At 38.8% G+C, this 18,477-nt stretch carries 13 protein-coding genes and 1 pseudogene; 9 read left to right on the forward strand and 5 right to left on the reverse strand.

Annotated elements, in window-relative coordinates:
* Nucleotides 1-1,755 (reverse strand): hypothetical protein (locus LW137_RS06525; protein WP_233034467.1); only part of this gene is annotated, 1,755 nt, incomplete at its 3' end.
* 399 nt (nucleotides 1,756-2,154) lie between these two features.
* Nucleotides 2,155-4,341 (reverse strand): type I DNA topoisomerase, encoded by a 2,187-nt coding sequence (gene topA / locus LW137_RS06530; protein WP_233034469.1) that lies wholly within the window; start codon nucleotides 4,339-4,341, stop codon nucleotides 2,155-2,157.
* A gap of 189 nt (nucleotides 4,342-4,530) precedes the next feature.
* Between topA and LW137_RS06535 the strand changes: the two genes are divergently transcribed.
* The 8 genes from LW137_RS06535 to LW137_RS06570 all read left to right on the forward strand — a co-directional run bounded on the left by LW137_RS06535 (nucleotide 4,531) and on the right by LW137_RS06570 (nucleotide 13,464).
* The gene (locus tag LW137_RS06535) at nucleotides 4,531-5,832 is read left to right on the forward strand and encodes a Na+/H+ antiporter family protein (RefSeq protein ID WP_233034471.1); all 1,302 of its coding nucleotides are present in this window, start codon (nucleotides 4,531-4,533) and stop codon (nucleotides 5,830-5,832) included.
* The gene (locus tag LW137_RS06540) at nucleotides 5,825-6,232 is read left to right on the forward strand and encodes a winged helix-turn-helix domain-containing protein (protein ID WP_233034487.1); all 408 of its coding nucleotides are present in this window, start codon (nucleotides 5,825-5,827) and stop codon (nucleotides 6,230-6,232) included. The genes LW137_RS06535 and LW137_RS06540 overlap by 8 nt, the downstream gene beginning before the upstream one ends.
* A gap of 71 nt (nucleotides 6,233-6,303) precedes the next feature.
* Nucleotides 6,304-7,521 carry an efflux RND transporter periplasmic adaptor subunit gene (locus LW137_RS06545; RefSeq protein WP_233034489.1) on the forward strand — a complete coding sequence of 406 codons (1,218 nt, stop codon included), beginning with the start codon at nucleotides 6,304-6,306 and terminating at the stop codon, nucleotides 7,519-7,521.
* On the forward strand, nucleotides 7,518-8,201 hold the full coding sequence (locus tag LW137_RS06550; RefSeq protein WP_233034491.1) for an ABC transporter ATP-binding protein: 684 nt from the start codon (nucleotides 7,518-7,520) through the stop codon (nucleotides 8,199-8,201). The genes LW137_RS06545 and LW137_RS06550 overlap by 4 nt, the downstream gene beginning before the upstream one ends.
* Entirely contained in the window at nucleotides 8,198-9,418 is a 1,221-nt protein-coding gene (locus tag LW137_RS06555; RefSeq protein WP_233034501.1) for an ABC transporter permease, read from the forward strand. Before LW137_RS06550 ends, LW137_RS06555 begins: the two co-directional genes overlap by 4 nt.
* A 71-nt stretch (nucleotides 9,419-9,489) precedes the next feature.
* A complete protein-coding gene (locus LW137_RS06560) occupies nucleotides 9,490-10,659 on the forward strand; it encodes an MFS transporter (protein WP_233034503.1) in 1,170 nt (389 codons plus the stop codon).
* Between the two features lie 7 nt (nucleotides 10,660-10,666).
* Nucleotides 10,667-12,709 carry an ATP-dependent helicase gene (locus LW137_RS06565; RefSeq protein WP_233034511.1) on the forward strand — a complete coding sequence of 681 codons (2,043 nt, stop codon included), beginning with the start codon at nucleotides 10,667-10,669 and terminating at the stop codon, nucleotides 12,707-12,709.
* Nucleotides 12,709-13,464, forward strand: coding sequence for an exodeoxyribonuclease III (locus tag LW137_RS06570; RefSeq protein ID WP_233034522.1), 756 nt, complete (start codon nucleotides 12,709-12,711; stop codon nucleotides 13,462-13,464). Before LW137_RS06565 ends, LW137_RS06570 begins: the two co-directional genes overlap by 1 nt.
* Nucleotides 13,465-13,513: 49 nt before the next feature.
* Here the strand turns inward: LW137_RS06570 and LW137_RS06575 are convergent, their stop codons facing one another.
* The 3 genes from LW137_RS06575 to fliI form a co-directional block, all read right to left on the reverse strand.
* Nucleotides 13,514-14,494, reverse strand: coding sequence for an iron-sulfur cluster assembly scaffold protein (locus LW137_RS06575; protein ID WP_233034530.1), 981 nt, complete (start codon nucleotides 14,492-14,494; stop codon nucleotides 13,514-13,516).
* A 10-nt stretch (nucleotides 14,495-14,504) separates the two neighbouring features.
* Nucleotides 14,505-15,662 (reverse strand): NifS family cysteine desulfurase, encoded by a 1,158-nt coding sequence (locus LW137_RS06580; protein WP_233034532.1) that lies wholly within the window; start codon nucleotides 15,660-15,662, stop codon nucleotides 14,505-14,507.
* A gap of 93 nt (nucleotides 15,663-15,755) precedes the next feature.
* Nucleotides 15,756-17,054 (reverse strand): flagellar protein export ATPase FliI, encoded by a 1,299-nt coding sequence (fliI, locus tag LW137_RS06585; RefSeq protein ID WP_233034534.1) that lies wholly within the window; start codon nucleotides 17,052-17,054, stop codon nucleotides 15,756-15,758.
* A gap of 114 nt (nucleotides 17,055-17,168) precedes the next feature.
* Between fliI and tig the strand changes: the two are divergent.
* Nucleotides 17,169-18,449, forward strand: a pseudogene (gene tig, locus LW137_RS06590) (trigger factor); the annotation flags it as partial.
* Nucleotides 18,450-18,477: the final 28 nt, after the last annotated feature.

The raw sequence follows: 18,477 nt of genomic DNA on the forward strand, positions 1-18,477 counted from the left end.
AATCCCTTTGAGATTATCAATCACACCTAGATCTACTTGAGAGTTCTTTGTATCTCTTGAGTTTAGGACAAGTTTAGCTCCATTTCCCATGGTGAGGTTGAGATTTCTCCAGCCTGAACTATCTCCTGTAATAGCTAGTTTTGCTCCATTTTCGAGTGTTCCTCCATAGAAGGAATTATTTAGATTGACATTGAGAGTAGCATTTGACCCTGCTCTTAAGAGAGTAAGACTTACACTGTCTGCATAGATCTTGGCTCCATTGAAGAAGTTTTGGGTGTAATTTGTTCCATCGTGAGCAAGAGAGGTATAGGTCACTCTATCTGTAAAGATAATCGATCCATTTCCTGAGATAGTTCCACTATAGACAATTCCACGCACATTTCCATCTGTATTTTGATCATTTTCAATAGAAGTTTTTCCAAAGAGGATTTGAGCATCATTACCCAAAGTGATTGTTCCAGTCTTTAAAGAAACTAATTCAATCGATGAAGTTTTTGAAGTGCTTGTGATTTGATCAAAGAGGATTTTTCCTCCATTAAACATCACATTGGCTTGATTTTCAACTGAAATGATACTCATCCAACCATTAGAAGTGATCTCTTTAAAAAGAATGTAAGAAGAGGAATCAAGATTGAAATTTGTATTTTCATTAAAATACATTCCAACAGCAGAAGTATAACCACTTGATTCTTTTCTGTTTCCTTCAATCTTATCAAAGACAATACGGGAATTATTGGAAAGTTTATAAAAAGTCCCATCTTTAGATCCACCAACAAGACCTGTTGCTTTTCCTTCTTCTCCAGATTTAAGGAGATCAAACTGAATAGTAGAGTTTGAGAGTTCATAGAGGGTATATTGTCCTCGATTAAGAAGTCCTTCGACATTGCTTTTTCTGGCTTCGATATGTTTGAAATGAAGAGTTGAATCTTTGAGGATATGCTTTGAATTCCAAGCATCATTGTTTTGCAAGATTCCTAGAGCATTTGATTCTCCAATGATTTTTTCAAAAGTCAGAGTAGAGCCTTCATTGAGCTTGAGATTGAAATTTCCCTCAGAATCAGAATAGATTCCAAAGGCCTCTTTGCTTGAAGCATTAATCTCTTTAAAAGTGACTTGACTACCACTTGTGATGTCAAAGTTGGTATACACACTTGCACCTGTTGTTGCAATTCCTGCAACAGCTTTTGTTGTATCAGTAATTCCAGAAAATGTTGTGCTAGAGCCATTTTCAAAAAGGTAGTTATTTTTCTTTCTCGGATTTTCTTTCCCGCTGCCTTCTTCTTTGGATGGTGAGAAATTTGTCAGGGTTGCTACAAGATTGTTTAGATTTGGAGCTTCAGCTGTGACGATAAAGATCCCTTCTCCAAGAGTAAATTCTCCCCCATTGTTGTTGATGATATAGCTTTTGGCATTGGGATTTCCAGAAGAAGGTGCAAGTCCTTGGAATTGGATTTTGATAAGTTGCTGGGATTGCGAATTTCTTGAGAGAGTGTTGCCTTTGGAATTGATGCGAATACCATAAATATCCCCCTTATACTCAGTCTCTTTATATTCTTTAAAGACTAAATCTCCTTTCATTTTGGCTTTGCTATTTTCTAGATTAAAAACAATTCCATAAGAATTATTTGTTGTTGAAATAATGGTTCCAAATTTACTTCCATCAGGTTGTCCATTGGCTCCTCCTTCATAAGTGAAGCCATCCTGGGAAATAAATTCTTTTGAAAGATTGTTTTGATCTTGTTTGCTTACCCCCACATTCCACCATTGTTCTGCAAGAGCGACATTGCTTAGAGTGAGTGCTAGAGTAGAAGCGATGAGTGGTTTATACCAACCTTTTGTCCCCCCCCCCTGTATGTTTTCTTAAAAGCTTTCATTTGTATCTCCTTGAATTTTTGTGTCATTTGAGAATCTCTAGAGAGGATCTAGAGAAGATTGACAGAGATATTTGTAGCCAAAAACTCAAGGAAACCAAAGAAAAACATTAGAGAACTTTAATGAAATATAAATGTTTATAAAAAAGATAATAAAAGTTAAAAAATAAATTTCTCTTTTTATAAAAATCTTTTTGAAAGTTCTGCTGAATGTTGGTGATTTGGAATGTAAATGCATAAAATGTGAAGAAAAAAAGAGAGAGCAAGAAGAGGGCAAGAAAGATCAGAATCTGTGCTTGCACTTGATACATTCTAAGACTTCTTTCCCTCTATAGGTGCGAGTGGCGACCATATATCCGCACTCTGGGCATTTGGGTGAGGTGACTGGCTCAAACTTTGAGATGAAGTTGCACTTAGGATAATTAGAACAACCAAAAAATGCTCCCATCCTAGAGCGTTTTTGCGTGATATCTCCTCCACATTCTGGACATTTGACTTCTAAGACTTTGGGGGGAGTGGTGGCTTGGAGAGATTTGGTGTTTTTGCAATTAGGGTATCCGCTACAAGCGATAAACTCTCCGTTTCTTCCGACTTTTTTGACCATAGGAAGTCCGCACTTTTCGCATTTTCCTAGATCTTCTGTTTGGGATTGTGTTTCTTTGGGTTTGATGTATTTGCACTTGGGATATCCACTACAGGAGACAAACTCTCCATATCTTCCACTGCGTTTGACTAGTTCGCTTCCACATTCTGGGCATTGCTCTCCTGTGGGGATCAATACTTTTTGTGAAGCGATTGTTGTTTTGCCCTCAGTGATTTTTTGGATAAAAGGATCATAGAATCGCCACAGCACTTCTTGCCAATTTTGTTTTTTCTCAGCGATTTCATCAAGCTCTTCTTCAAGTTTGGCGGTGAAATGGCTATCAACGATTTCCTCAAAATGTTTGCTTAGCATCTCTGTGACCTTAAAAGCATTTTCTTGAGCGAAGATTTGCTTTTTTTCGATTTTGATATAGTCGCGGTTGTTGAGGAGGGAAATGGTCGGTGCGTAGGTGCTAGGGCGTCCGATACCTAGACTTTCCATTGTTTTGATAAGGCTTGCTTCATTGAATCTTGCTGGAGGCTCTGTAAAGTGCTCTTTGCTGAAGATTTTTTGGGTTGTGAGATTTTCTCCTTCTTTGAGTGCGGGGAGTAGCTTGTCTTTGTCATCACTTCCTGTGATTTTATAAAATCCCTCAAAAACAAGTCGGCTTCCACTGGCTTTGAAGATCCCATTTTTAGAAGAGATCAAGATGCTTTGACTTTCAAATTCTGCTTCAACACTTTGGGAAGCCAAAAAGCGGTTGTAGATCAATGTGTAGAGTTTGAGCTCATCTTGGGCTAGGAATTCTTTGGCAATCTGTGGCGTGAAGCTTAGATCTGTAGGGCGAATGGCTTCGTGAGCTTCTTGAGCACTTTTGTTTTTGCTAGTGTAGTTTTTGGGTTTGGTTGGGAGAAACTTCTCTCCATAAGTTTGAAGTAAGACTTCTCTAGCTTTTTCTTGAGCTTCTTTGGCGATATTGAGACTATCTGTCCTCATATAGGTGATCACCCCCATCACTCCTTGGTGTGTTTGCACGCCCTCATAGAGTTTTTGGGCGATACTCATTGTTTTAGTCGGAGAGAATCCAAGAAGAGTTGATGCGCTTTGTTGGAGTGTGGAGGTCATAAATGGCGGAGGGGTAGGAGTTTTTTTGGTTTTTTTGGAAATCTCTTGGACGCTAAAGGAATCCTTTTGGAGTACATCAAGCATTTCTTGCACTTGTTCTTTGTTTTGAAGGCTTAGCTTTTCAAGTTTTTGCCCTTGGAAAGAGATGAGCTCTGTGGAAAGATTGGGATCAAAATCTCCTTGAATGCTGAAATATTGCACAGGTTTGAAAGCTTGGATTTCTTTCTCGCGATCAACGACAAGCTTGAGTGTGCTACTTTGCACTCTACCTGCGCTGAGTCCTTTTTGGATTTTGTTTGCGATAAGACCGCTGAGCTTAAATCCTACGATCCGATCTAGCAGTCTTCTTGCTTGTTGAGCATCGACTTTGTCCATATCGATGTTTCTAGGAGATGAGATCGCGTGCATGATGGCAGATTTTGTGATCTCATGGAAGACGATTCTAGGGAAGCTAGAGATATCTCCTCCGATTGCTTGAGTGATGTGAAAGCCAATCGCTTCACCTTCGCGATCCTCATCGGTTGCGATATAGATCGTTTTGGCTTTTTTGGCAAGCTCTTTGATTTTGGCAACGATTTCTTTATGATCGCTTGAGATGACATATTCTGGCGTGAAGTGTTGATCTTGGATTTTGATGCCGAATTTTTTTTGCGGTAGATCGCGGATATGCCCTTTAGATGCGATGACTTCATAGTCTTTGCCTAGGAAATTTTTGATCGTTTTAGCTTTTGCAGGAGATTCTACGATGACCAGATTCTTCATATGACATGCCTATTTGAATTTGATTTAAAGGGCGAGATTTTAACAGTAAAAAATTCAACTTTCAATAATTTGTTAGCAGGAATTTATGGAAAAAGTCTTGAAAATCTGCAATCTTTCAGATTTTGGAGCGTTGTTTGCTAGAATAAAGCCCTAGATGTTTGAAGAGTTTTGATTTTGCAAAGGAAAAATATGATTTTGGGCAATCCTGTTGTGATCTCCATCATTTTGATGTCTGTATTATGTCTCCTGCGGTTTAATGTGATGCTTGCTATTGTATTTTCTGCGCTTGTCGCTGGAGTGGTGGGGGGAATGAGTATCGAAAAGACACTAAGTGTGTTTATCTCAAGTATGAGCGGGAATCTTGAGACAGCTTTGAGTTATATTCTTTTGGGTGCGATTGCTTTTGCAATCGGACAAAGTAATCTCACTAAGTTTTTGGTCAAGTGGGTGAGTGCTTTTGTGGGTAATCAGAAAATTTTATTTTGTTTGTTTATCGCTCTTGTATCTTGCTTTTCGCAAAATTTGATTCCTGTGCATATCGCTTTTATTCCTATTTTGATCCCGCCATTTTTGCTCTTGATGAATAAGATGAAGCTTGATAGGCGTGCTGTAGCGTGTGCTCTATCTTTTGGGCTTCAAGCTCCTTATATTACTCTGCCTATTGGATTTGGTTTGATTTTTCAAAGTGTGATTAAGGACAATCTGATACAAAATGGAGTGCCTGTCAATCTATATGATGTGACTTCAGTGATGTGGATTGGGGGTGTGGCAATGTTGGTCGGGTTATTTGTAGCGATTTTTGTTTTGTATGTGCGTCCAAGAGAGTATGTTCAGGCACGCATTGAACAAATAGATCTTGACCATATCAAAATGACTGGACGAGATTATGGGGTTTTGGCTGGAGTGATTGTCACCTTTGCAGTTCAGCTTTTGAGCTCTTCACTTCCTTTGGGGGCATTGTGCGGAATCCTTGTGATGATTTTGACTAAAGGCATTGCTTATAAAAATATTGATTCTGTGATGGAGGGGGGGATGAGTATGATGGCATTTATTGCTTTTGTGATGCTTGTCGCTTCTGGCTTTAGTGGAGTGCTTAAAGAGACCGGAGCGGTTGGAATGCTTGTCGATCAAGCCACGCTCTTGATGGATAATCAAATAATGGCTGCTTTTTTGATGTTGCTTGTGGGGTTATTGATCACAATGGGTATTGGGACTTCTTTTGGGACGATTCCCATTATCGCAGCGATTTATTGTCCCCTTGGGTTGGCTTTGGGGTTTAGTCCCGCATCTATTATCTTGCTTGTAGGGATCGCTGGAGCATTGGGAGATAGCGGATCTCCTGCAAGTGATAGCACACTGGGGCCAACTTCTGGGCTGAATGCTGATGGAGGACATAATCATATTTGGGATACTTGTGTGCCGACATTTTTGGTTTATAACATTCCTTTGATTATTGCTGGTGTGATTGGAGCGATTTTGTTGAATGGATGAGTTTTTAATACATTCGCGGATTTGGATCAAAAAAGGGGGGAGGAGTTATTTGGGAAGAGGACGCGTTGAGCTGTTGAGGCATATCAAAAAAGAAGGTTCGCTTTTGAAAGCCTCAAAAAAAATGTATATGAGTTATAAGGCTGCATGGGATAGTCTTCATCAAATCAGAGAGATTGGAGGAGAAGAGCTTGTTGTAAGTAGCAGTGGGGGAAGGGGAGGAGGAGGGACAAAGCTCACGCAAGAAGGGGAAAGGGCGATTGAGGTCTTTGAGCATTTGGAGCGTTTGAAAGAAAAATTTTGGGGAAATTTTGGAGGATGCCAAAGTTTAGATGAAATGATGCAAAAGATTCAGAAGTGGGAAAAAATCATAGAAGAGAATCAAGAAAAAGAAAACTCTTAAGCAAGAGTCATTATTGATTTTATTTTTGCTTTTATACTTCAACTTCGTCAAATTTTTAGATGGAGAACAAAATGCGTGAGGAAGTATTGAAAATCGTGCGTCCTAAACCAAAGATCAAAAAATATCTTTTTCTGATCTTTTTGTTGGGGGGTGTGTTGGGGGTGATTTATTATCAGATCAAAAAGCCTAAGGAAAAATTGGTTGAATATATTACAACTCATCCAATACAAGGGGATATCACCAATTCTATCAGCGCGACAGGGACGCTTAACCCGCTCAATGAAGTACAGATTGGATCTCAAGTGTCTGGAATCATTGATAAATTATATGTTGATACCAATGATCTGGTCAAAAAGGGGCAGGTCCTAGCCAAGATTGATGATAAAAAGATTTTGCAAGAATTGGAGCGAAATCAAGCCCAACTCAAAGCCGCAGAAGCCCAGCTTCTCTCTCTTCAGAGTTCATTGAAAGATAAGAAATGGCAGTTTGATCGTCTCAAAAAGCTTCACAAGGAAAGCAAGGGAAAATATCCCTCATTTGCAGATGTGCAAAATGCACAAGTTGCCTATGAAATGATTCAAGCAGAGATTTTGAGCAAGGAGGCCAATATCCAAGAGATTAGAGCCAATATCAAAAGCACACAGATTGATTATGATAATACCATCATCACTTCACCCATTGATGGAGTGGTTTTAGTCAGAAGTATTGATGTGGGACAAACAGTGGCGGCAAGTTTTTCGGCTCCAGAGCTTTTTAAAGTGGCTCGGAATCTTGAAGAAATGAAGCTTGTGGTGAAGATTTCAGAATCTGATATTGGGAAGATCAAGCTTGGACAAAAGGTGAGTTTTAGCGTCGATGCTTATCCTAATCGCGTATTTGGTGCTTATGTGGATAAGATCAATTATGGATCAAGCGTGACAGATAATATCGTAAGCTATGAGGTGACTATCCTTGTGCAAAATCAAGACTTGCTTTTGCGTCCAGGAATGAGTGCAACAGCAACAATCCAAGTCCAAGAAGTCAAAGATGCTTTATTGATCCCAGTTTCTGCACTTTATTATTCTCCAAAAGTTCAAGAAGCGGTTTCTAAAAAACAGCCCACCTTTTTTGCTCCTCCACGAAGAAAAAGGCAAACACACCATTTGGCAGAAAACAAATCTATTTGGATTTTAAACAACCAAAAACCCCAAAAACAAGATATCGAAGTGGGGATCTCAGATGGAAAGTATGTGCAAGTTGAAGGACTTTCAAGTAGTGCGCAAGTGATTTTGGAGGAAAAGATCCAGTGAAGTTAATCGAGCTTAAAGATCTCCAAAAAAGCTATGGAAGTGGGGAAAATCATTTTCAAGTTTTAAAAGGGGTGAATCTGACAATTTATCAAGGGGAATTTATCGCTCTTATGGGGCCAAGTGGGAGTGGAAAATCAACTCTTTCAAATATTTTGGGATGTTTGGATGAGGCAGATGGAGGGGTTTATGATTTTTGTGGTGTGAATGTTTGTGAGCTAAGTTTGAATGAGCGAGCAAGACTTAGAAGGAATTATTTTGGGTTTGTTTTTCAGGGGTTTAATTTGCTAGCCAAAACCACAGCGCTTGAAAATGTTGAACTTCCTTTGATGTATAAGGGTTATTCCTCCAAAGATCGCAGAGAGCTTGCAATGCTTGCACTCCAAAGAGTTGGGCTAGAGAGATGGAGTCATCATACAAGTGCAGAACTAAGCGGGGGGCAACAACAAAGGGTAGCGATTGCAAGGGCTTTGGCGATCGCTCCAAAGTTTTTGATCGCAGATGAACCAACAGGGAATCTAGATAGCCAAAGAAGCTTGGAGATTATGGAGTTTTTGCAAGAAATCAATACAAGCGAGGGGATTAGTATCTTGATGGTTACTCACGAAAAAGAGATGGCAGCCTTTGCTTCAAGAGAAATTTATTTTAGAGATGGGGGGATTGAGGGAGAGATAAGGAGATGATTTGGAATGCATTTTTGATCGCTTTTAGGCAGATTTTTAGAAATTTTTTGCGTTCATTTTTGACGATTTTGGGTGTGATTATCGGAGTGGCATCTGTTGTGGCAATGGTCAATTTTGGCCGTGCTACTACACAGGATATCACCCAAAGTATTGCAAATCTTGGAAGTAATTTATTGATCGTTTTTCCTTCAAGGGCTTTAGATTCTAGAGGTGTTAGTGTAGGGAGATTGCGATTTTCTCAAAATGAAGTGGATCTTTTGCGATCACGCTTGGAGGGGAAAATCGCCTCTCTTTCTCCTTTTTCAGATACTAGTGCTTTGTTGCAATATGGTGGCAAAAATGTGATGGGTTTGGTTGCGGGTGTTGGGGAAGAGTATTTGCAGACGACCAATTCAAGCATCGCTCAAGGCAGGGAATTTGAAACAGAAGAATTTCGCCAGATTTCAAAAGTGTGCGTCATTGGCAATAGTGTGAAAAAAGAGCTTTTTGGAGAGCAAAATCCCCTTGGATCATATTTAAAAATTGGATCATTTGTCTGTGAGGTGGTAGGGATCTTAAAAGAAAAAGGTCAGGGTGCAATGGGTCAAGATCAAGATGATATTGTGCTTGTTCCTTTGAAAACCTTTTCTTCTCTTATTAATTCTAATGCTTCTTTAAACCATATCAAGCGTGTTTATATTTCTCTTAAAGATGGGGTTGATTCGACAAAGATGAGTGAGGAGGTGATTGGAATCCTTAGAGAGATTAGAGGGGTTGATGAAAGGCAAAAAGCTCCTTTTGAAGTGATGGATACTAAGGAAATCTTGCAGATGATGGATTCCACAACAAAGACGATGACTATTTTTATCACAGCTGTTGCTAGCATTAGTCTTTTGGTTGGGGGGATTGGGATTATGAATATGATGCTTGTTTCAGTCAGCGAGAGGACAAGAGAGATTGGTATCAGAATCGCCATTGGTGCAACAAGTGGCGAAGTGCTTTTGCAATTTTTGATTGAATCGATTGTCTTGAGTGTGTTTGGAGGGGTGCTTGGTGTGTGTCTTTCTGTAGGAGCAACTTATGCTCTTAGTCAATATTTTAAGATGCCTTTTATTTTTGATATAGGGATTGCATTGTGGGCTTTGATGTTTTGTATTGTGATTGGTGTGGTTTTTGGATTTTTGCCTGCAAGGAGAGCATCAAAACTCAATCCAATTGAAGCCTTAAGATATGAGTGAGATTTGCGTCAAGGTTTGATAAGTTTTGTTTTAGAATCACCGGTTTGATTTTTGATTGTGAGGATTTTTAGATGAAACTTCATCCGTCTTATTTTTCTATTATTCCTCTTGCCTTGAGCGCCTTTTGTATGGGAGTCGCTGAGCTTTCTATGGCGGGGATTTTAAATAATCTTGCTCAAAGTTTGCAGATCTCGCTCACAGAGGCTGGGTATCTCACAACTCTTTATGCGATAGGGGTGATTGTGGGGGCTCCACTTTTGACTGTTCCGCTGAGTTCCTTGCATCGCAAGGCTCAGTTGAGTATCAACTTAGGGATTTTTGCCTTGGGGAATTTGGTGGTTTTTTTGAGTTCGAGCTTTTATTTGACTGCTGTGGCTAGATTTGTGTGTGGGTGTATGCATGGAGTATTTTTTGTGATTGCAACACTAACTTGCACGCAAGTCGCACAAAAAGGAAAAGAATCTCAAGCATTGGCTTTGATGGTATCAGGGCTTACAATTTCTATGGTAAGTGGTGTGCCATTGGGAGCAATGATTGGAAATACCTATGGATATCAATTTTTGTTTCTCTGTATTACTGTTTTAACTCTTTGTGTTTTGTTGAGTGTGATGTGTGTGATGCCTGCAAATATTCAAGGGCAAAAAACAAATCTCAATGGGCTAATTGATGGCTTAAAAAGCTTGCAAATGTGGAGATCGTTTTTGATTACTGCTGGATTTTGCGGAAGTCTTTTTACTTTTTATACTTATGTTGAGCCTTTTTTTGTGGATTTGGGTGGTTTTAATCATCAAGAGCTGAGTTTAGTCTTATTGATTTATGGGGCTTTTGGGATTTTGGGGAATCTAATTGGAGGAAAATTGGCTGATAAGATGGGAGCAATCTCTTGTTTGAGATTGACATTATCTCTGCTTGGGCTTTCTTTGTTTGGGCTATTTTTTAGTATCCAATATCCTTTGGTGGCTGTGGCAAATTTCTGTATGGTGAGTTTTTGGGGATTTGCCTGTGTTTCATCGATCAAAATGTTTTCACTTTATAGTGCTAAGCGATATACTCCAAAAAATATTGAAAGTTCGATCTCTCTCAATGAAGCGAGTTTCAATCTTGGGATTGCTATTGCTACTTTGCTTGGAGGAGTGGCTCTTGCAAATTGGGGAGTGGAATATAATCCTTTGATTGCGACTTTAATTGCATTGATTGCTTTAGTTTTGCTTCCAAGAAAAATGCATTTCAATAATCATTGAGGGCTTGATGCCTTTAAGCAATCTTAATCCCGAGCAAAAAAAAGCAGCAACAGCCCCCATGGGGCAGAATCTGATCATTGCTTCAGCGGGGACTGGAAAAACTTCTACGATTGTGGGGCGTATTGCTTATTTGTTGCAAACTGGGATTAGGGCTGAGGAAATCTTACTTTTGACTTTTACCAATAAGGCAAGCAGTGAAATGATTGAAAGAGTGGGGCGTTTTTTTGGGGCAGAGCTTGCCAAAAAGATCCAATCAGGAACTTTTCATGCTGTAGCTTATAAATATCTCAAAGAACATTTGAAAGTCTCACTTAAACAACCACGAGAGCTCAAGGTTTTGTTTAAAAGTATTTATGAGAGGCGAGCGTTTTTGGATACTTTTGATTCTAAACCTTATACCTCACAATATTTGTATGATTTTTATGCTTTGTTTTTAAATTCTGGAGGGGAGAGAAGCTTTGGGGAATATTTGGAGGAAAAAGCCCCTGCACAAATGCAGTTTTTGCAAATCTATGAGGGTATTTTTGATGAGTTTGATGCACTGAAACGAGAATATGGTTATGTGGATTACAATGACCTTCTTTTACTCTATCGCTCTGAAATGAAAAGATTGCAAGAGGAGAGAGGCTGTCCATTTCAAGAAATTTTATGTGATGAGTATCAAGATACCAATCCTTTGCAAGAATCGATTCTTAAAACTCTTGCTCCAAAGAGCCTATTTTGTGTCGGGGATTATGATCAGAGTATTTATGCTTTTAATGGTGCAGATATTTCTATCATTGGGAATTTTAAGATTGACTATCCAGAGGCAAGAGTTTTTACTTTGACAAAAAACTATCGCTCTAGCGAGATGATTCTAGATCTTGCCAATCGCGTAATTTCACGCAATGAAAGAATCTACCCCAAAGGCTTAGAAGTAATGAAGGAGGGGATCTTTGATCCTCCAAAGCTTTTGGTTTATGATGAGCTTTTTTTGCAATATCAGGGGATTGCTAAGCGCATTGCATTAAGTGGTGTGGCTCATCAAGAGATTGCGATTATTTTTCGCAATAACTCAAGTGCAGATGGAATTGAAGCGAGTTTGAGGGAGCTAGGGATCGCTTCTAGGAGAAAAGGAGGGAGTAGTTTTTTTGAAACAAGGGAAATCGCTCTTTTGCTTGATCTGTGTGCATGCTTTCATAATTCAAAAGATATGATGGCTTACATCCATATTTTGGGTTATGGCAAAGGGATTGGGAATTCTATCGCTAAGGATATTTATGAGGCATTGAGTGCTTTAGGAGAGGGAGATCCTATCGTAGGTCTTTTAAATCCAAAAGAGGGGATTAAACCCTATGCGATGAGGGCAAAATCTTCTCAGCTAGGCTTATTTGAAGATTTCTTTGCGCTAGAAAACGCTTCAAGATTTGATTTGATAGTTGATGAGGGGATTTGTTCTCATCCTATGTTTGAACATCCAAAGCTCACAAGTGAGGGAGCTAGATTCCTTAATCTCTTTTTTTTGTTAGTTAAGAAAGTGCGAGGGATTTCTCATCCAACTTTTTTGATCCAAGCAATCCGCACCTCTTCTTTTTTTGGAGAGATTATCAAATCCCTTGCTAGAGAGAGGGCAAAAAACAAAGATGGAAGCATTGATTCTCAAAAAGAGATAGAAGCGATGGAGAGAATTGAAAGAAAAGTTGTTTTGCTTGAGAGTTTAAGTAAGCCTTATGCTTATTTGGGTGCTTTTTTAAATGCGATGATTTTGGGAGGGAGTGAGGCAAGTGAGGGGAGTGGGGTGAATTTATTGAGTATCCACGCAAGCAAGGGGTTAGAGTTCCAAGAAGTGTATATTGTGGATTTGATGGATGGAAGATTCCCAAATCGCAAATTGATGAGCAAGGGAGGGAGCTTGGAAGAAGAAAGGCGTTTGTTTTATGTGGCTGTAACGCGAGCAAAAGAAAGATTGTTTTTGAGCTATGCTAAGAAAGATGATCTTAAAAAGCTTGCATATGAGCCTTCGATTTTTTTATATGAGGCTGGATTGATTTCAAACAAGGAGAATGATTAATGAAACTGATTTCGTGGAATGTGAATGGATTGCGAGCGTGTATGAATAAGGGGTTTATGGATTTTTTTAGATCTGTTGATGCAGATGTATTTTGTATTCAAGAATCAAAAATGCATCAAGATCAGGCAAGTTTTGATTTTGATGGATATGAGGAGTTTTGGAACTCTGCAGAGAAGAAGGGATATTCGGGAGTGGCAGTTTTTTCCAAAAAGCGACCTTTAAATGTGACTTATGATATGGGGATAGAGCATCATGATAAAGAGGGAAGAATCATTTGTGCAGAGTTTGAGAAATTTTATCTTGTCAATGTTTATACACCCAACTCTCAAAGAGAGCTTGCACGATTGCAGTATCGTATGGAGTGGGAAGATGATTTTAGGGCGTATTTGAAAAATTTGGAGCGTTCTAAACCTGTGGTTGTATGTGGGGATTTGAATGTCGCACACCAAGAGATTGATTTGAAAAATCCCAAAACAAATCGGAAAAATGCAGGCTTTACTGATGAGGAAAGAGAAAAGATGAGCAAGCTTTTGGAATCGGGATTTATTGATACATTTAGATATTTTTATCCTACTTTGGAGGGAGCATATACTTGGTGGAGTTATATGGGAAAAGCTAGGGCAAACAACACTGGATGGCGGATTGATTATTTCTTGTGTTCAACATCTCTTCAAGATTCTTTAGTGAGTGCAAAAATTTATCCAGAGATTATGGGAAGTGATCACTGTCCAGTAGAGTTGATTATTGAGGGGTGAGCGAATAAATAGTGAAAGCTTAAGGAGAGAAGGCTCTCTCCTTCTTGGTTTATACGGGTAAAACGCGAATATTAGAATCAAGGTGTTCTTGCAGAACATTTTCAATCGCATAGAGTGTGCCAGTGCTAGCTGAAGCACATCCATGGCAAGCTCCAAGATAGCGGATAAAGATATCAGTATGACCATCTTGAGAATCTTGGATATCAATGATCTCTAAATCTCCTCCATCCATCATAAGCATCGGTCGAATATGTTCATCGATAGTTTTATCAATCGCTTTGCTTTTTTGAACGATTGTCATTTCTGCAAATGGTAAGTCCCCAAGTTGAACCTTTTGAGCATTTTGCTTGAGGGCTTCTGTTTCCATCTCAAGGCGTGTTTCGCGCAAAATATCCACAAGATAATAATCTCTTGCTTCATGCCCGCCAGGTTTGATACAGCTTTTGCAAAATGCACCAGCTTTTGTGAAATTTGTGATCTCTTCGATAGTTTTGAGATCATTGAGTTTGATCACCTCTTTGATCGTGCTAAGGCTCACTCTTGCACATTCGCAAACAATAATCTCATCTTCAAAATCAGCCATATCTTTCCCAAGATATAAAGATGCAGCTTTTTTGATGACATCATAAGCCATAACAGAGCAGTGCATTTTTTGCCCAGGAACTGCTGGAGTATCAGGATCATCTCTAAGGGCTTTTTCCACATCAATATTGGTGATTTTGACTGCGTCTTGGACTTTTTTACCCAAGCAAAGTTCTACCATCATATCGCTACTTGCAATTGCTGTCCCGCATCCAAAACTTTTGAACTTTGCATCAATGATTGTGTCCTCTTCATCGACAAGCCAATACAATCTCACCGCATCTCCGCAAGATTCTGCTCCATAGTCTGCAACGATAAGTTTGGCATTTCTAGCCTTTGCATCTTCTTCTGTAAGAACTCCTAAATGTGTTGGGTTGTCCATTCTTTGAGCTACTTTGTTTGAATAAGCATCCCATAGTGCGCCACCTAATAAGTCATTTTTTGCCATTATTAATCCTTTAATAAGTTGATGAAATTTCTCTTAGTCTTTGAATTGATTGGTTAAAAATACGAATAGTATAGTCAATCTCCTCTTGAGTATTAAATCGCGAGAGAGAAAAACGAATCGCAGTATGTGCGAGTTCTTTGTCTGCTCCGATTGCACTCATGACGGGATTGGCCTCTAAATCTTCACTTGCACAAGCACTTCCCGTAGAAGCTGCAATGCCTGCTTTATTGAGATCCCAAAGCATTGCTTCTCCTTCAATTCCTCTAATACTTGTCAAGATTGTATTTGGGACTTTGAGCTCTTTTTTGCCTACTACGATAACTTCATCGTTTTTTAAAATCGCATCCTCAAGATAATCTCTTAAGTGTCTTACCTCTCTTGCTTCATAATCAAGTCCCTCTTGAGCGAGTCTCATCGCTTCTCCCATTCCAATAATATAGGGCACATTAAGCGTTCCGCTTCTTTTTCCACCCATATGTTCTCCACCATGGAATAAAGGAGTAAGTGAAACTCCTTTGCGGATATAAAGTCCCCCAATTCCTTTGGGTCCGTGAAATTTATGTCCAGAAAAAGAAAGAAAATCAACATTTGCCTTTACAACATCAACAGGAATCTTGCCGATTGCTTGAACTGCATCTGTATGAAAAAGCACTCCTTTTTCTTTGCAAACTTGACCAATTTCTTCGATTGGGAAAATAACCCCTGTTTCATTGTTGGCCCACATCACACTCACAAGGGCTGTTTTTTCTGTGATTGCTTCGCGTACTTGTTGGGCTGTAACTCTAGCATCTTCATCAATAGGGAGATAAGTGACTTCTACGCCTAAGCTCTCTAAAAAAGCACAAGTACTTCTAATAGCAGGGTGCTCGACTTCTGTTGTGATGATGTGATTTTTGTTTTTACCCAAGATCTCATCAAAATAGATACCTTTCAAAACCCAGTTGTTTGATTCGGTGGCACAAGAAGTAATGATGACATCATCTTCATTTTTTGCATTAATCCCTGCATAAAGCTTATCAAATGATTCGCTGATTGCTTTATGTATTTCTGTTCCGAATTTATGGAGAGAGTTTGGGTTGCCATATTGCTCACAAAAATATGGCTTCATGAGCTCAAATGCTTTTGGATCAAGCATTGTTGTTGCATTATTGTCTAGATAAACTCGCATGCTTTTCCTTTTTTGGTTAAATAAAAATTAATTTTTGTTTTGAAATAAAAATTCTTGGGCGTTATATCACAAAAAAACTTTATTCCAATTAATTTATAAGATTTCTTGTAATTTTTTTTGTGTTTCCTTAAAGTCAATGACTTCATTTTCTTCTTGTTTGAGAAAAAGCTCAAGCCAATCTTTTTTATCAATTGCCTCATCCAAAAGAGGATCATTTCCATATTGATATGCCCCAATGCGAATGAGAACTTCGTTTTCTTTGAGTAGAGAATAGAGTTTGCGGAATTTCTGAGAAGCTTTTTTTTGCATCTCATCTGTAATGTCTGAGCTAACTCTTGAGGCTGATTTTATGGGATTGATGGGCGGATAGATTCCAAAATCTGTCATTTCACGACTAAGGACAATGTGTCCATCTAGGATACTTCGACTTTGATCTGCAATTGGATCACTCAAATCATCTCCTTCAACAAGAACTGTAAAGAATGCTGTGATCGCTCCTTTTCCTTCAAGTTTCCCCGCTCTTTCAATGAGCTGGGGGAGAAGAGTGAGGGCAGAGGGTGGGTAACCTTTGCTTGTGGGTGGCTCTCCAAGTGAAAGGCCAATCTCTCTTTGTGCCATAGCAAAACGCGTAATAGAATCCATCAGCAAAAGCACATCGTGACCTTGATTTTGAAAGTATTCTGCAATTGCCATTGCACTAAAGGCGCCATATTTTCTCATCAGAGGAGAATCATCGCTTGTTGCAACCACCAAAACCGTATTGCTCAAGTCTCCATTGAGATTTTTGTGAATAAAGTCTGGAACTTCTCTTCCTCTTTCTCCAATAAGAGCGATAACTTTGATAGGAGAAGATGATCCACGAACAATCATTCCCATAAGGGTCGATTTTCCCACACCACTTCCTGCAAAGATTCCTAATTTTTGTCCTTTTCCAACAGTCAAAAGCCCATCAATACTTTTAATCCCTGTATGAAAGGCCTCATCAATCATTCCGCGCTTGAGCGCGCTGATGGGGGGTTTGATGATAGGAGATGAGGGAGAGTGAGGAATCTCGCCTTTTTCATCAAGAGGCTCACCAAGGGGATTGATGATGCGTCCAAGCAAAAAATCACCCACAGGGATTGTTAGGCCTGTTTTAAGTAGATATACTCGATCTCCACTTTTGTGTCCTTCAACAAACGAAAAAGGAGTGATATCAAAAGAATCTTGCCTAGAGGCTGTAACAATACCGATTGTTTTATTGTTGCCATGAACCTCTACGATATCCCCTACATTGGGCTTGAGACCTGTGGCTCTAAAGTTTGTGGGAAAGACATAAGAGAGGATTCCAAAACTGGGCGAAAGAGAAAAGGAGGAGTGAGAAAGTTTTTGTTTGATTGAGTTAAGAGGCATCTTCAATCCTTATTAGTGAAGTTGGGAGTGAGAAAGTCATTTTTTGGTTTTAAATTATATTTTGATAGAATTAGAAAATTATACTTCAAGTAAATCATCTAAACAAGGAAGAATATGAGTGTAAGAGCGCAAAAAGTTAATCAAGCCAATGCGATTGCAAGTAGCATTATTTCAGCAGAGATTGTGGATAAAAAATCTCAAAGCATTGCTCAGCAATTTGCAAAAAATGTCAATATTCATGGATTTAGAAAAGGGAAAGCTCCTTTGTCTATAGTTAAGCAACGCTATGCAAAACAAATTCAGCAAGAAGTTGAGCAAGAGGCAGTAAGAGAAAGCTTTCAAGAAGCTTTAAAAGAATTGAAAATTGAGCAAAATCAAGTTCTTGGAAATCCTGCGATTACGAAGTTTGATAGAAAGGGAAGTGAAATTGAAGTTGAATTTAAAATTAGCATCGCTCCCAAGGTCGACATCTCTCAGTTGAAATCCTGTGTTCCAGATATCAAGATCAAGCAACCAAGTCTTAAAGAAATTGATGAGCGCATAGATGAGATCGCAAAAACACATACTCCTCTTGTTGAGGCAAAAGAAAGTGCGACTCTTGCAAATGGAGATACTGCTAATATTGATTTTGAAGGTTTTCTTGGAGAGAAGGCATTTGAGGGTGGAAAGGCAGAAAAATTTGATTTATTGATTGGAAGTGGTCAGTTTATCCCTGGTTTTGAAGAGCAATTGGTGGGAATGAAAAAGGGAGAAGAAAAAGATATTAAGGTTACTTTCCCACAAGATTATCAAGCTAAAGAATTAGCAGGACAAGAAGCGATTTTTAAAATTAAACTTCATGCAATTAAGGTCAAAGGTGAAGTAAAAGTTGATGATGCATTAGCGCAAAAAGTCCTCAATCAGGCTGATGCAACATTGCAGACGCTAAAAGATCAAGTAAAATTGCAGTTGCAAAATGAGGCAAAAGCAAAGCTTTATAATGAAGAAGCTAAACCAAAATTTGTTGAAAATATTTTAGAAACCATTCAATTTGATTTGCCTGATTTGATCGTTGACCAAGAGACAAATATTTTGTTAAATAATTATGCTAGAAGCTTGAAGCAAGAAGAATTTGAGGCATTCCAAGGAGATCAAAATAAGATTCAACAAAAGCGTGATGAACTCAAAGAAGAGGCTCAAAAAAGCGTAAGAATCACCTTTATTGTTGATGCTGCAGCTAAGGAATATCAAGTCCAAATTCAAGATAATGAAGTGATTCAAGCTTTGTATTATGAATTTATGATGAGTGGACAAGATCCAAAAATGATGCTTGAGTTTTATCAAAAAAATAATCTTTTGCCAGCTGTAAAAATGGCGATGCTTGAAGATCGAATCTTGACAATGCTTTTGGATGAAAAACTCAATGTATCAGCATCTCAAGATA

Source organism: Helicobacter kayseriensis (genome assembly GCF_021300655.1).
In the GTDB taxonomy this organism is placed as follows: domain Bacteria; phylum Campylobacterota; class Campylobacteria; order Campylobacterales; family Helicobacteraceae; genus Helicobacter_G; species Helicobacter_G kayseriensis.

Excerpts from the sequence above, each read along its gene's own strand:
- topA (WP_233034469.1), bottom strand. The coding sequence starts at position 4,341 with ATGAAGAATCTGGTCATCGTAGAATCTCCTGCAAAAGCTAAAACGATC.
- LW137_RS06535 (WP_233034471.1), top strand. The coding sequence starts at position 4,531 with ATGATTTTGGGCAATCCTGTTGTGATCTCCATCATTTTGATGTCTGTA.
- LW137_RS06540 (WP_233034487.1), top strand. The coding sequence starts at position 5,825 with ATGGATGAGTTTTTAATACATTCGCGGATTTGGATCAAAAAAGGGGGG.
- LW137_RS06545 (WP_233034489.1), top strand. The coding sequence starts at position 6,304 with ATGCGTGAGGAAGTATTGAAAATCGTGCGTCCTAAACCAAAGATCAAA.
- LW137_RS06555 (WP_233034501.1), top strand. The coding sequence starts at position 8,198 with ATGATTTGGAATGCATTTTTGATCGCTTTTAGGCAGATTTTTAGAAAT.
- LW137_RS06560 (WP_233034503.1), top strand. The coding sequence starts at position 9,490 with ATGAAACTTCATCCGTCTTATTTTTCTATTATTCCTCTTGCCTTGAGC.
- LW137_RS06565 (WP_233034511.1), top strand. The coding sequence starts at position 10,667 with ATGCCTTTAAGCAATCTTAATCCCGAGCAAAAAAAAGCAGCAACAGCC.
- LW137_RS06570 (WP_233034522.1), top strand. The coding sequence starts at position 12,709 with ATGAAACTGATTTCGTGGAATGTGAATGGATTGCGAGCGTGTATGAAT.
- LW137_RS06575 (WP_233034530.1), bottom strand. The coding sequence starts at position 14,494 with ATGGCAAAAAATGACTTATTAGGTGGCGCACTATGGGATGCTTATTCA.
- LW137_RS06580 (WP_233034532.1), bottom strand. The coding sequence starts at position 15,662 with ATGCGAGTTTATCTAGACAATAATGCAACAACAATGCTTGATCCAAAA.
- fliI (WP_233034534.1), bottom strand. The coding sequence starts at position 17,054 with ATGCCTCTTAACTCAATCAAACAAAAACTTTCTCACTCCTCCTTTTCT.